8 protein-coding genes and 1 pseudogene are annotated in these 15,258 nt (G+C 38.2%); 2 read left to right on the forward strand and 7 right to left on the reverse strand.

Going from position 1 to position 15,258, the window contains the following annotated elements:
- Positions 1 to 125: 125 nt before the first annotated feature.
- The 5 genes from EA772_RS15370 to EA772_RS15390 all read right to left on the reverse strand — a co-directional run bounded on the left by EA772_RS15370 (position 126) and on the right by EA772_RS15390 (position 5,397).
- Positions 126 to 953, reverse strand: a complete 828-nt coding sequence (locus tag EA772_RS15370) for a hypothetical protein (protein ID WP_124913977.1) — start codon at positions 951 to 953, stop codon at positions 126 to 128.
- Between the two features lie 523 nt (positions 954 to 1,476).
- A complete protein-coding gene (locus tag EA772_RS15375; protein WP_124913978.1) occupies positions 1,477 to 2,529 on the reverse strand; it encodes a hypothetical protein in 1,053 nt (350 codons plus the stop codon).
- 10 nt (positions 2,530 to 2,539) lie between these two features.
- Positions 2,540 to 3,652, reverse strand: a complete 1,113-nt coding sequence (locus EA772_RS15380) for an IPT/TIG domain-containing protein (protein WP_124913979.1) — start codon at positions 3,650 to 3,652, stop codon at positions 2,540 to 2,542.
- A gap of 9 nt (positions 3,653 to 3,661) precedes the next feature.
- On the reverse strand, positions 3,662 to 4,948 hold the full coding sequence (locus tag EA772_RS15385) for a hypothetical protein (RefSeq protein WP_124913980.1): 1,287 nt from the start codon (positions 4,946 to 4,948) through the stop codon (positions 3,662 to 3,664).
- A gap of 29 nt (positions 4,949 to 4,977) precedes the next feature.
- The gene (locus tag EA772_RS15390; RefSeq protein WP_124913981.1) at positions 4,978 to 5,397 is read right to left on the reverse strand and encodes a hypothetical protein; all 420 of its coding nucleotides are present in this window, start codon (positions 5,395 to 5,397) and stop codon (positions 4,978 to 4,980) included.
- Positions 5,398 to 6,451: 1,054 nt separating this feature from the next.
- On the opposite strand from EA772_RS15390, the gene EA772_RS15395 reads away from it, so the two are divergent.
- Together EA772_RS15395 and EA772_RS15400 are read left to right on the forward strand one after the other, a co-directional pair.
- Positions 6,452 to 9,895 carry a patatin-like phospholipase family protein gene (locus tag EA772_RS15395; RefSeq protein WP_124913982.1) on the forward strand — a complete coding sequence of 1,148 codons (3,444 nt, stop codon included), beginning with the start codon at positions 6,452 to 6,454 and terminating at the stop codon, positions 9,893 to 9,895.
- A gap of 206 nt (positions 9,896 to 10,101) precedes the next feature.
- Positions 10,102 to 10,605, forward strand: a pseudogene (locus EA772_RS15400) (outer membrane beta-barrel protein); the annotation flags it as partial.
- Between the two features lie 51 nt (positions 10,606 to 10,656).
- On the opposite strand, the gene EA772_RS15405 reads toward EA772_RS15400, so the two are convergent.
- Complete coding sequence (locus EA772_RS15405; RefSeq protein WP_124913984.1) at positions 10,657 to 11,031, reverse strand: LytTR family DNA-binding domain-containing protein; 375 nt, start codon at positions 11,029 to 11,031, stop codon at positions 10,657 to 10,659.
- A 515-nt stretch (positions 11,032 to 11,546) separates the two neighbouring features.
- Positions 11,547 to 14,630, reverse strand: coding sequence for a beta-L-arabinofuranosidase domain-containing protein (locus tag EA772_RS15410; RefSeq protein WP_124913985.1), 3,084 nt, complete (start codon positions 14,628 to 14,630; stop codon positions 11,547 to 11,549).
- Positions 14,631 to 15,258: the final 628 nt, after the last annotated feature.

Below are 15,258 nucleotides of genomic sequence, written 5' to 3' on the forward strand. Positions count from 1 at the left end.
GCTAGTTATTATTATTATTTTCTGCGACTAAATCCAATTCTCAACTTTAAAATATTTCCAAATTAGCATTAACAAAAGTCGACATTGATTTAACAAAACAATTTGCATCTAGCTATTATCAAAACTTACAAATCTGTTTTTTTGGAAATCATCTTGAAATAATTTTCCGCATGATCGGTATTCATTTCCAACCATAGGGGAAGATGGTCACTCATTTGATAAGTTCTGAAGTCCCCGTAAATAGAATCCAAATCAATTGGCTTGATAAGGTGTTTTTTTATCCGCTCCGTGTAGGTGGTGTCATTTAATTTGAAGACTATTTCAAAAAAATTAAAAATACCTGCGTCCTTGAAAGTGATATCGCCATATTTGTTATAATAAAGGATTTGATCATAAATTTTATCTTGGTTCACAGTACTACCTAATTTGGTTTTTAGGATGTCTTCTGGTATTTGAAAGGCTGATGATGTGATTGCCTCGTAGGTTAGGCTTTTTGTATCCTCAACGTTGAAATCGCCCAATAAAAATAGATTATTGGAACGTTCCTTTTCCAAATAGTTTGTTTTTAAAAATCTTGTTAAGTTTTTGATCTCTTCCACTCGACGCTGATATTCCGGAGATGTTTTTGACGCTTTACCGTAGTAAATGTGGGTAGTGCAGATATCAAATTTTAGCCATCCGGATTGAAATTGAATCATATACGGTGCTCTGGCAAATGCATTTTCATAATTTTCTCTTGGTAAAATCAACTGCTCTGCTATATCTTTAAAAGACACCGTTCTTTTGTCATATAAGAAGGCCATGCGCTCATGGTTTCCAGATACCCCGTCAGTTACTAAACTAATGAAAGTTCCCCAGTCATTTCCCAAAATACTGCAAATTCTGTTTAATTCTAAGGTCGTCCCTGACTTCCTGAGTGGCAATGAGATCAAATCTTGAAATAATTTCTGCAATATAATAGAGCGATTCCCGCATTCTTCCCCTATATTTTGTTCCATCCAATTCCCGGAGATTCCAGGTCCCCAGAATGAGGTTTAGATTAAGTTTTTTCTCCGGGATTCCTTTAGATGAGCAAAGTGCTTTTCGGAGATTAATAATATTTTGAATTACTGCATCCCGGTCCTCTTTTGCCTCAATATAAAGCGGCTGCGCTTTTTTAGGGTTAAATAAAAATCGTTCATTTTGTCTTTTAAATGAGGTTATCGTCAGTATAACTATCTCTGTTACTTATATTTTTTGATCACCGATTTGGGCAATTTTAAAAGCCTAATAGGGTTAATTAAGGCATTATGCATTAAATCAGGGGTCTTCGAATAGCACGAATTAACTAAAGCTTTCAAGTGAAATAATCTTGTTGTGAAAATGAATGCTTTCCGCTCAGCAATATCAAATCATGTGTTGTAAATATCTCACAAATCGGATACCTCCAGCTATTTGTTTACTCATGTCCAAGATTTTTGTATATCCTTCAAATTATTATTTTACAACCTTTAACCAACTTTGCAACCCTTCGTTGATATAGATCAGTTCACCTCGTGTAATTAAGTTTTCATACGCATTTCTTGATGCATCTGACTGCTGCACAACCTTTACCGACAGTTTACCCTTGCGAAATTTATGATTTGCATTTAGGCCCCTTAGTAACATTGATTTTATAGCAATATCTTCTGCAGGTAGGGAATAGCCAATGAAGTTAATACTGTCAGCCAGTCTAATGCTTTCCTGGGCAGCGTTCCAGATCTGAAGCAAATTGGGATCGCGGATATCTCTAATTGTAGATGGGGCAATCATCACTGGCTGAAGTTTCTCGTCATCATTACATTCACATGTATTATGTTCAGTAGTTTCCAGTACAAAGTATTGATGGGATATACATCCATATGGGTTGATGTAATAAAAGCCACATATCGGGCAACGCATCCAGTTATGTGAACCATGAAGTTTGTAATATTGAATTCCGGCATCTTGAAGACTTTTGACAATATGACCATTTTTGAAATTTCTATATGGAATGCCATAGTCAATTTTCCCGATCTTTTTTAGCTCCCTTAAGATGATGTCGATAGTGAGGTCATAGTTGGTTGTAATGAAAGTAACGTTGTTTTGAGAAAGTTCGTTTTTGATATGCATTTTGAACGCAATAAAGTTTTCCTCTTGAATGGCTTCTATACTATCCATCGAATCCCAACTCTCATTGTCGTAGTCAATGAGCATGCTGATGAGTGCATTGATCATCAGTTCTTTCAATACAGGCAATTTATTCTTGCCTATTTTTGAATGTGGAGGAATCCCGTAAAAGCTACTATAGTCGATAAGGGACAATACTTCTACAATTCCGGGAATGTTCTGCTCATGGATATCAATTCCAAGCCTCGGGTAAATCAATTGTAACAAGTCTATCAACTCGGCATTTTTCTTGGGGTTTTTTTTGAGTTTATTCCAGGCCTCCACCATCAGGGCTCCGGTGAGCGGATAACCGAATGCAGCACTTGCTCCAGCGCCAAGAAAGAATACTGTGTTTTTTTTCATACGAAAATACTTATATGTTTGTAGGCGGAACAGCAAGCTCTCGTTGCTCAAGTATAACACCTTTCTCGTTTTTGATCACCAATTTTAGGTTTGGTTTTGCAAGTTGTGCAGGGCTAAGCATAAATTTATATGTGGCAGCCTTCTGACTCACTTTCGGTTCAATTGGAACATCATCCAGCACGAAACTAAGTTTTTCCTTCAAAAGGTTTTCTCCGGTAATGGTAATCAGGTTTTCTCCATCACGGCTGAGTATGGCAGGCGCAATACTCTCAATTTTAGGTGTTCCAACCAGGGGATCTGGACGATCTTCCTTAGGTTTTAGCAGTACTTCAAAAATTTCCTTTAATTTTAACGTAGCCCGGTCAGTGAAAAGGCCTGTTAACATTGCTATTGTAAGAATTCCATAAATATTGAGATTATTTGGACTATTATTAACCGTTAAAAAGCCGCCACAAAGTACAAAGTAGGTTACAATGGCAAGTGAGGAAGCAATAAAGGGTTTAACAAAATACCAAAGCATCCAACTGCGTTTAAATTGGCCTGATCCCAAAAAAGTCGTAAAAGAGGTTGCAACATATATCAGGTTGCCCATAAATCCGGTTAGTCCCACCAGTATCAGTAGCAACGTATTGAGGTGGATCAAATCGTTCAATCTATTATCCCTCGTCGTTGCAAGGACGTTGTTGCAGTTGAGAATAGAATCTGGACATCCCCGAACATTATCAGCCTCTTTTTTGGCAATAGACTGCGTTTTTGATGCCGTTTTAGCACTATCTGTTACTGGCGTGTCTTTTCCTATGGAATCTTTGTTTTCTGCCCGTGCTGTTTTTTTAACTGTAATAGTGCTATCATTCAAATTTTTAAACTCATCCTGAAGTGATAGACTTAACCATTTTTTGCCTTCCTCGTCTAGAAATTTTTCCGGGATCCGAATCAACCTGACGTGAAATAAAGCTATTTTATAATAAGATTGAAAATTTTCATCAGCCTTTGGAATTCGATCAGGCCACAGACCTATAATCAGAAGCACTGTCGAGATGCTCAGAAGTATTAAGAAAAAACCTCCTAACCATTTTTGAATTTTAGTAATCTCATTACCATCTTCATCGGTATATTTTCCCATGATTTTGGGTTATTTTATGTCTGCATTTGGTTTAAAACTTACTAGGCCCAGATTGATTCCGCCAATAGCAAAAATCTTCTTAGCCTGAGTATAGGTGGCGCTGTTGCCATCAAAATTCGTCCCGAAATTAAACTTAAGGGTTACTGCATCAGAAATTTTATAGTCTAGTCCACTTACCAGTCGATAAGTGTAGTTTTTGACTAAACCCTCGCGTGGGTTAGTGGCATATCGGTAAACAAATTCAACATTCATTGACCATTTCTGGCGGGTAAAAGCCAGCTTACTACCCGCATCCAGATAATTGGTCTGGTCAACGCCAGCACTTTGATTATTTAAGGTATGCCTGCCGACAAACATAATATCGAATAGTGACATCTTTGGATTTGTTTTATCAATATCCCATCTGAAGGAGGGAACAAGCCAGATTCCAGATTTAGCGTGCCGGCCACTACTAAAAGCATCATCTTCGAAAACATAAACCTGCCCAGCTGCTACCTCCAACATGAAGCCTTGCTTGGCCAGCGGCGTAGCTTTTCTATTTAAGATCTCCAGGCTCTTGTTGATGATTCCATTACCTTCAGTTCTTTTGGTTCGAAGCACATCCGGAATACCACTTTTTGTGCCTTTTCTGCTTATCGCCTCATACTCCAGGGACTTTAATTCCTTTCTGAGTCGCCTGATTTCCGCTCTTGATAACGTGTTGTTTTTGAACTCTTGAAGGTCGCTATTGATAAAGGTCTCTATTGTTGCGTCGAAGATTTTGGAAATGTCAAAACTTCCATCACTAATGTCTACTGCCTCCTCGATTCGTTCAATAGCCTGATTTTTGAGATAGTAATAATTAAAGTTTCTGTAGGCATCACTGGGATTTCCGCTAATCAGTTGAAACCTCATGCCAATACCAAGGCCTGTTCCTTTCTGAAGGTTACCGAAACTTTTTTCTGAAATTACTGATGTACCTATAGAAACGGTAGCCGTTCTGGCAATTGTTTCAAACAATCCCGGACGATCAAGCATAAACTTTGCTGCGTTAAATCTAATCTTATTGGACTGAACAGTTTTTTGCGTCATGTAATATGGACTGATTTCAAATGCCAGGTTGGGCTGGATTTTGCTATCCGTAACCGAATTTTGTAAACCGGTGATGAACTTAGTTGGTGTTCCAGGACGTTGTATGTTTTCCGGTTCCACACCGAGCAAGATAAAAGCAGGGGCAGAGCTAAGTTTTAATGTTTCGAATTTTAGTTGGGTAATATCAGGTCTTGCCTGAGCACATAACCTGCACGGAATAGTCATGCATAAAGCTATGAGTAAAAATGACCTCATCATACCATTTCAAATCTTATCCATGAATTGAAAGAGGTGAAATAGGACCCATTGCTTGGCGAATCAAATGATTCAAGCAAATCCCCATCTATGAAAAAGCTTATTTTGGTGGTAATAACCGGTGCCTTGATGGCCCCACCTGCCGGATAAAAAAGAAATATTCGACTTTTTACTTTAAATTCCGAACCGTTCAAACTTGATACGATCCCAATTTTCTCTTTAACAGGCTCAATACTATCACTTTTAAAAATATATTCCCGGTTTAAAAATAAATAATTGGTTCCTCCATAAATCCAGCCTTCATCTTTAACCAGGTATTCAACAGTTACCTTAAGATTTTGATGCTGATACGACGCATTTATTTTGAAGACTGTCCGCACCGGTTCAGTGTCCACATAGATAGGGTTTCGATTAGACATGAGATAGTTTTTAGAATAAATATTTCTGTAGAGAATGTTTGGTTAAGTAAAAATAAGCTTGCTAATGTATTTTGTAAATACTTAGTATTAAGTAATTTAAGAATTTTTTTCTTCCAATCGTTCGCCTTTTGAGACGAAGATTCACTTGGTATCATAATTTTTTTTTTGGCGTTTACTCACCGTAGCTAAGCAAATGAATACTAAAAAAGCATATGGAATTATCTCTGAGATCCAGAATGTGGTCAATAGCTGAGAGGATTATGCGGATAGGGCACAGGTAAAGGGCGGCCTAAAAAGGCAATAGCTGCTTCCTTTATCTACTTGTAAAGAAAACGATTTATCAAGAGATCTAATCATTGCCCCTGTTAATATTCAATAGTGAGATTGATTTACACATCTACCAATCCTGAGCATATGATATGATATTAGACTCCGAAAAGCTCATCTTTAGTAATATGCTTTCTACATTATTGACCATCTATAGTATAGGCATTTTGCTAATACACTCTCGGAGACAAAGCCATGGTAAAGGAAGTCTTATCGTTCACTTATTCTTCGACAGCATAAGCGAACTGATACATTCAAATTTGTTTTTGTATTTCATTTAATTTTTATACATAAAAAAACTCACTATCAATACCTAAACACGTAAATACCAAAAAGTTAGTATTGTATCGCTTATTCGTAAAGTTTAATTTAGCTCAAGGGCAGGAAGAATCGAATTGTTAAGAAAAAATAACCTAATAACTGTTTAGCAACAGGGCTGCAATTAAATAGTCAAATTATCACCAAGAAAGCTCTTAAAGAATTAAAGTTTTATACTAGATTGACAACAGTAGGTCTGTCCAAAAGCTTAGGAAACGAGGTTGATTAAAAGTGTGTAGATGTGGCTTCTTTTTTTATTTCAGGATATCTACATTTTTATTCAGAGGCTAATTATATTCAGGTGATCTAGATTAATCCAAAAGGAACTGCTAAGAATAAGTTTTGATTTGCGCAATCTACATTATAATTCAATTATTTTCCAGAATTCAAATCATCCTAAATTTATAATATGGATATCATTACCGATCTCAGCGCACGAACAGTTTCATTTTTTGTCACCTATCAGGAGATTTGCAGGGCACTCAACGAAGATTGTAGCCTAGTCTGGCCGGTAATGGAAGAAAATTTTATTGCACTACCGAACGCTCTAGTAACATTTTCGTCAACTTACACTCATCTGGAAAGGTCGAATGAAAAACAGCGACGTGAAAATGCGGTTATTCGCAAACTCGAAATCCTGCGTTCAACCAAAACCGGTTTAGAAGACCTGCCAATCTTTCTCGATCAAATCAGAAAACTGTGCGAAATTTTAAGAAGCCACCACATGCCATCAGAGCTGGATTTGTTCGAAAAACATAATCCTGGTGAGAAACCGCTGTCCCAGGCTTTTCGCTTAGCAGCTTTTAGTGGTCTTACAAAGCATAACTATTCCACCCACCAACGCCTGACTTTAGATGATATCAGAGAAAAATTCCGGTATTTATTGTATAAGAACAACGGGCTTCGTCAAAACATTTCTTACCTATTGGAGTATATACCAGTGCTCGTTATTTTGGCTTTGGATGAAAAGGGAAGATGGCGCAGAGACATACCTCTTTTTCAGATTTGGGGTAGTGGCGCAAAGCGGTTGTCCGGGTGGCAACTTTACAAGTACGATTCGTGGTGGACTGAGGAACGAAGGACCAATGCATTGCTCTGTCTGGAAAACCTAACGATACTAAATAGCCGGTTGTTAAAATATAATGTCGCACTCCCTTTTGAGACCCTTTTCAATATTGAGCTGGACGAAATTGCGCTTATTAGAGAAAAGAAATGGAAAAGCTCCGATGACTATTCCGACGAACCGGCAAATTCATCAAAAAACGCAGTGCCTGAATTAGATGAAATAACCAATGGTGAGCAAATTGTCTGGAAGAGGCAAATGCCAATGACAAAGGATGAAGATCCTTTGGTTAGGGCTTTAAATTCTGATCTTCGGGGATTAGCATTCTCTGGCGGGGGTATTAGATCTGCAACATTCAATCTTGGTGTACTGCAGAAGTTAGCCATTTTGAACAGACTTAAACACTTCGATTATATTTCAACAGTTTCTGGAGGCGGATATATTGGAAGCTGGTTTATTACCTGGCTATATCGCCTGGGGTCAGTCGATACCATCATGGATCTCCTGAATCCAAGAACATCCAATAATCCATCTGCGGATGAGGTACGACCGATCCGGTGGCTCAGAATGTATAGCAATTATCTCGCGCCAATGATGGGACTAATGTCTACCGATTCAATCACCATGGGTTTGACCTGGCTGAGAAATACCATCATCAATCAGTTACTTCTATTACTGATGCTGTGCACTGCCCTCGCTTTTGTTGCAACTTCATTTGAACTTTGGAATAGCAAGTTGCTCTCAAACGGCTATTACGATATCAGTTCATCAGGACAACTCTTGTCGTTTTCCTTAACCTATACGGTATCTGCCGCACTTCTACTTAGTATAGGGCTGAGAAGATATTATCCAGACAAACTGGATGAAATTTATTATCTGCGTAGGTTTAATAAAAACCTTCCTCTGCTTATTGGATTGCTCACCGGATCAGTTAGCTTAATCGTGAGTTCATGGCTTAAGACCAACCTGGACGAAATACTTGAAGATAAGGGTTTTCAGGAAAGAATAAAAAATGCGGCGGCCATATCTGTTCTCATTGGTATGTCAGTGATAGCTATATTAGGTAAATACCATAGCTGGACAAAAAAAATATCAGGCAAATTAATCTTCATGATTTTGCTGTCCACTTTGGCAACAAGTAAATTAGCCTCATTACTAATTCCACTGAGCTGGAATAGCTTTGATTTACTTAGGGACTTTAGTGAAAATGACGATGTCTATCATCATAAACTGATTTTTATTTTTGGTCCGGCCATTATAATGGGATATTTGGCGATATTGGTTATTACTAGGATGGCATTGATGGGTGTTTTCTTTCCTGATTCAAGAAGGGAGTGGTGGGGCAGAATGGGAGCAGTCATGCATAGGGTAGTTCTTATGTGGGTTTTGCTTGCTTCATGCGGATTGATAATGGACAAATTTATCGAATTTGTAAAAGAAATATCTTTCCTTAATTTTCCGACTTTAGTAGGCGGATGGTCTGTTATAGTTGGCTGGGCAGTCAAAACGGCATTCGATTCAGATGAGAAAGGAGATAAAGCCAATAACAAATGGGGCATTAAAGATGTATTTGTCAGGGCAGCACCGTATTTGTTTTTAGTTGGTTTTTTAATGATCGGATCAACAGTCTTTGATCTGTTACGTGAAAAACTCGATATTCCTGATCATGCTACTGAAGAAAATTGCATTCCATATCTAAAGTTTCTAGTGATCCTCGCTATTATCACGGCACTTCTTAGTTTCACAGTCGGGGTTAATGAATTTTCACTTTACCATTTTTACCGCAACCGGTTAACCAGGGCTTATCTCGGGGCTTCCAGAAAACGTGAGTCGAGAAAGAAAACGGCAAATGAATTCACGGGATTTGACGATAAGGATGATTTAGCGATCAGCAGGTTTACCACCTCCAGAGGATATGCAGGGCCTTATCCCATTATAAATACGACGATGAATTCCACAACAGTATCAGAACTTGATAGGCAGGATCGTATGGCAGAGTCATTCATATTTACCCCAAAATTTTGCGGGTATGATTTTAGTACTACCCGGTCAGCAGCGGGCTCAAGTACGGGAGTTTTTCAATATGGCTATCGGGAGACAATAGGGTATTCTGAACCTAACGGTCCAACGATTGGCTCTGCTATGGCAATATCTGGAGCTGCAGTTAATCCTAGCATGGGATATCATTCTTCAGCTCCAACAGCTTTTCTGCTGACATTATTTAATGTCCGTTTGGGAAAATGGATCGGAAATCCAAGACTTGGAAAGTGGAAAAGATCGGACCCTGAGGTTGGCCTTGGCTATCTAATATATGATCTTTTAGGTAAATCAGATATCAATAAGGAATACGTTTCTTTGAGTGACGGGGGGCATTTTGATAATATGGGTGTGTATGAGCTGATCAGGAGGAGGTGCAGCTATATCATGTTGTGTGATGCCGAGGAGGACAGTGGACCTACGTTTGAAGGACTAGCCAATTTGGTCCGCAGGTGCAGGATTGATTTTGGCGTGGAAATCGAGATCAATATTGATCCCCTAATCTGGCGAACTACCAGCACCGGCCGTACCAAAACCCACATCGTCTCCGGGAATATCTACTATCCTGGCATTGATAAGCCTGCTCGTCTTGTATATCTTAAATCCTCGCTTTCTTCCCAAGAAAGTGTGGATGTAAATGAGTATCATGCCAATAACAACGAATTCCCACAAGAGTCTACCGGAGATCAGTTTTTTACTGAAGGACAATTTGAAAGTTACAGGAAACTTGGTTTTGATTCTATTCCCGGATAACAGTATATTAGTTATGGTCTTCAAGGTCTTGAGCTTGGTTATAATTTTAAGGATATTTTTAACACAAATATATATGCGAGTTTTTTAAGGGATGGATTTAGTTTGCTTACCTTTTTAGATGCCAATACCAATGTACAATCCAACAAGTATCGTAATTATAGTCCAACAAAGCAGATAGGAATAAGTGAAACGATCAGTTTTCTCCAAAGAACTGGTGGGAGAGTACAAATCAAGTCAGCGTTTATCACTATAAATCTCAATCAAACGGAGTACTTTTAGAATCTCAATTAAAAGGTCTAAGCAGTTATTTATCCACAGATAACACCTTTATGATCAATAAAAAAAGGACTCTTATGTCGAACATGGTGTTTTGGTATCAATTTCCAGACCAGTCCAATTGGTTTAAAAATGATGATTATTACGCAATCAACATAAATTTAAGGGCTGCATTTCTGAAGCGTACTTTAGCACTTACCGCTGGAGTGGTAGATCTATTCAAAACGAGTCACCGCTATTATTACGGAACAGTTAATGGCATCAATCAGTTCGGAACTAGATATAATGACATCAGGAAATTTAGACTAATCCTGATGTATAAGATCGGAAACAGTAACTTAAATAAAAGGGCACGCTCTGTCGATGATCTTGAAAGTAGCAGAGCAAAACAAATTCTAAAACTCGCTAATTTGTTGATAATTTGCTTGGTTTAATGTTTACGGATTAATGCTTTTTGGCTTGCAAAACAAACATGATTCAGGTATTTATAGACGGCTATTGCGAGTCAGATCTGAAAGCAACTTTTTCAAATCAGTAATGTTAACGGGTTTCGGGAGGTAATACCATTTTAGGGGTTTTTCAGTTTTGATTTCTGATTTTGGACTGGAGGTCACAAATACAACATGTTCCACCTGTTGGTACACTTCTGCAGCGAGTTCAATCCCTGATATTTCCGGCATCTGGACATCTGTGAAAAGGACGTCAATCTTATGATTGTCCTTGATGTATGCGCTTGCCAGTTGCGGGTCGGTAAATGTTTGAACTAAGTTTAGCTCGCTGCATTGCTTGACCAGGGTGGTCATTAGCATGATACAAATCGGTTGATCATCAACGATGATGCAAGAAAGCTGCTTTCTCATTATTGAACGTGAAATAAGGATATCATTGAAGGCTTTAATAGGGTTAACACTAATATACAGATTTTACTTAAGATGAGGGCGCTCCATTCTAACTTATTGCGTTGACGATTCAGTCTGAAGAAATCTGTAAATTCATTTCAATGAAAGTCGATAAATAAGAGTGACAGATATAAATCATGGTATTCATCTTATCATGGAGTTGTTTTAATACATTGTCCCATTTTAATCCAACGACCTAAAAAAATATCAGGATCCATTCGTCTGCCTATAGAGGCTGGTCATTCCTGTTGAATGTATACCTGTTTAAATCCTTTAAAGCTTGCACCATTCATTGAATGACTTTCTGAATTATCCCAAACCATGTTCAGATACATTATTGTTATATTTAATTGTGCATCAGATAGCGCACTGAATGTTAGTTTATCGCAAGCATTTTACGGCGACATTGCCCATAGAAACTTTTGAGTAATTGATCAGCCCATTTCTAGTCGAGAATTCTTCCTTTTTTTGACAGCTTATTCCAACGTTACATCTAAATAAACAGAGTGGCGGCCGTAGGTATTATAAAATGATTTAAAAACAGCGTTACCAATCGTGAACTGTAAGTTTTCAGGATTTCCTTTGATGCTTTTACTGATGTCGTTTGCATCAAGCGTTATTTTTCGCCAGTCTTTTCTGGATTCTGGTTCTTGTGCTGCCAATAAAATCGGTCCGTAAAATAAACTGGCAATATTTTGCTGATCCATCACCGGGTCTAAATAAAAGGTAAATGGCATTTTCAGCTCAATGATGTCATTGTTTTTCCAGTTGCGGCTTAATTTGATGTAGCTACCAGGTTTAGCATCAACTTTTTGTGTTAAACCATTTATCTTAACGAAGAAACCTTTGCTTGCCCAACCTGGTACACGTACATTGACATCAAACTTTCCTGTTCCCCGAATGATCAGTTTGGTTTCATCTTTCTTCGGAAAATCCGTTATCTGTTCAATCTGTATTTTTTTTTCTGTCCAATCCAAAACCGATGGAACATATAAGTTCACAAATAGCGCCTGGTTATCTTTACTTTTAAAATAGATTGAATTTTGAAGTTTGGTGCTGCTTTCTATCGCTGTACCGTTGCAGCAGGTAAAACCGGTCATATCAGGGTTGCCAAATTGCTTTAATGATCCGGGTCTGAGTGGAACATGGTAAGTATTTGCCGGACTATTTTCGGCTACTGAAGCCAGGATATGATTGTACAGACCACGTTCATAATAATCCATTAATTCTGCGCTTTGATCATAAAGAAAAAGATCTCCGGTTAATTTTAACATGTTATAAGTGGCGCAGGTTTCATTTTGTCCACCTTCTGAGAAACCATTTTCATACAGGGTTGCTGGCTGGGCAATAAAACATTCGGCATTTGCAGGATTCCGTGCACCGGCCACCCCTCCAATACTATACATGTAGCCGTCGATCATTTTATGCCAAAAATTATCGGCAATTTTGTAATACTCCGGATTGTTTGAAGCGCGATACATTTCTATACTGCCCACAATTTGTGGAATGTGCTGGTTGGCGTGTAAGCCTCTAAAAATATCGACGTTTTTAGCCAGGCCGTGTGAGTGAGCTATATCGCCATAAAACACTTTAATGTTGTCGAATAATTGTGCCGTTTTGAGATGCTCGGGTTTTTTTGTGATTTGATACAAATGCGCCATGGATTCATTCATCCCGCCATATTCACCAGCGATGTAGGTGTTCCACATTTTAATCAAAGTTTCCTGAGGCAAATGATTTAATCTGGCAAATACCCAGTCGCTCATATTTGTTGCTATGGCTAATGCTTTTTTATTTCCACTCACTTCATAAACGTCTATCAGGCCTGCCAAAATTTTGTGCAGGGTGTAATAAGGTGCCCATATCTGATTTTTCTGACCACCATATTTTGCACCCCGTTCCAACATAATAAACTGGTCTGGCGGATAAGCGCTGATAAAACCAGTTCCCCAATTCCAATAGTCGTTGCGTATGCTCCCTGTTGCTAAGTCTGAATCAAAATCAGTTTTTCCGGGACCAACTGGTACTTTTGTAGGGTCAGCATTAAAAGCTCCTCCTGTTTTTTGAGGTTTTCCAGATTGTTGAGACAAATCATATAAGGTGTTTACCATATAATCCATTTTATTTGCAAAATTTTTATGTAATTCCGGATCGTATTCCGTTCCGGCATAAGCCTGAGCGATTGCAGAAAGGTAATGACCGGTTGCATGGCCACGTAATTTGGTGTCTTCTGTATCCCAAACGCCGAGCGGTTGAGCTCCATCAGGTTGTGTTTGCCCGAAAGCATGTCTAAACATGTATAAAAATGAATTCGGATCAGTTTTCGCCAGCGTATTGATAAATTTATCTCTGTTTTCTATAAATTTAGTTTCATGACCGTCAGCATCTGTTTTTAACGTAACCTGATTAAGCTTAAAAGCAGTAAGTTTCAGCTTTGGTGGGGATGTTGATGACAATGTTTCGATACTCACCGTAGCTCTTGGTTTGAAACTGGTGCCGGGGATATGACCTGTAACACTATAGGTTCCTGGTTTCAAAACGGAAGAGTTATCAATTGGCGTTGGCCAGATTACCCGCACTTTTGGTCCGATCGCATTGTTTTTGTAAACGGCATCTATGAAAGCAGGTAAACGCGGAAGTGTACCAACAGTGGTCTTTACCGTAATATCTGAAACACTAATCAAGCCAGCATTGTAAAGTTGCGGCTGGCTCATGGCGAAGTGAGGCAGATCATCCTCAGGCTTGGAGGTAGTGCTCACCTGGCCGTTACTGCCCTGATCGGCATTACGGAAAATGCCGTCAACTTGTTTACCACTCAACGCAACTCGATAAATTCTAAAATCATGTAGCCTGGCATTTAGATTAGGGCTTCCTTTAATGAATGATTTGCCAATGTAAAGTTTGTTTTTATCTTTCGACTGGGACGATGCAATGACTTCAGATAGATCGACAATCGAATCAACCGCCTGTCCTGCTGGCTTTCCATTGATATAAGTAATTAATGTTTTGGAGGGAATGTCAATGACAACGGCTAAATGAATCCAGTTGTTCAGTTCAGTTGAAGGGGAGACGGCAGTTATCAGATTTTTCTCAGAAACAATAGCGGTTGTTAAGCCGGCAGTCTGATTCTTTAAGGTAGTGAGGGTATAAAAGTGTTTAGTGCCATTTATGCCAAAGTCAAACACAGGCTGGCCCGCCTGTTTAGAATGAAGAAAAATCCAGCCCGATAGGCTTATGGACTCCAGATCGTTTAAAGCAGCATCCGGTAAGTTAATAAAGGCGTCAGCATCACCAGAAAGTGAAAGTACTTTTCCAAAACGGGCATCATTAACAAAATTTACTCCACCAGGTAGTGATGTCCCATGAAACTTATTTCTCGACCAGTCTTTCAAATTGCCATCAAAGATGTATCTGGCGCTTAATCCTGTTTCCCCGATACCATCTAATATCTGATCTCCGCTTTGCGCATCAGCAGTATTAAAAAATGCGAGGGTTATAAGTGCGAAAGAAGCTATATGATATAGTTTGCTTTTAATTTTTGATGATGCTCCTTTGTTCATTTCTTGATGAATTTAATAGTCTCTGAAGTCGTTTTTAAAATTAGCAACTTGTCAGGTACGCTACCTTAATATGATAGGTTATGATTTAGAAATATAAAATTACAAAGAACACTTATTAGTGCATGTATCTTTTTTAGTTAATAACTGCAAAATATTAACAAGTTCAATCTGCTGGCTGAAGGGTGTTAGGTAAAAAATATAGCATTAATTCTATAGTTATTAATTTAAACACATTTGAAGTAATTTATGATTAGCAAATGGTTGAGCGGCTTTTTGCTCAACCAACCTCAAAGTTTTGATATTTTAGCATGAGCATCTAAGAATCATGAGATCATGTGCATGAATTTATTATTTGCTATTTGGCATGATAAGAGCTGAGAATATGGATCATATCAAAGTTTTGAAGAAAAAAATCAATATTTAGAAACTGAAGTGTCTACCGGTTTTTTTAAAAACATGAAATGAAGGCTTTAAAAATTTCTTTCTGTGTGAGGAATGTTCTGAGAAACAAAACCATCAAAGTTTAAAAATTGCTTTAAATAGCATCAGTTACCGCTAGTTTAAATTGAACATAATTAAGCAGATTAGCTATTTATTTTGCCTAAATCTGTTTCTGATTTCATCCTTC

This window comes from Pedobacter sp. G11 (assembly GCF_003860265.1).
Classification (GTDB): Bacteria; Bacteroidota; Bacteroidia; order Sphingobacteriales; family Sphingobacteriaceae; genus Pedobacter; species Pedobacter agri.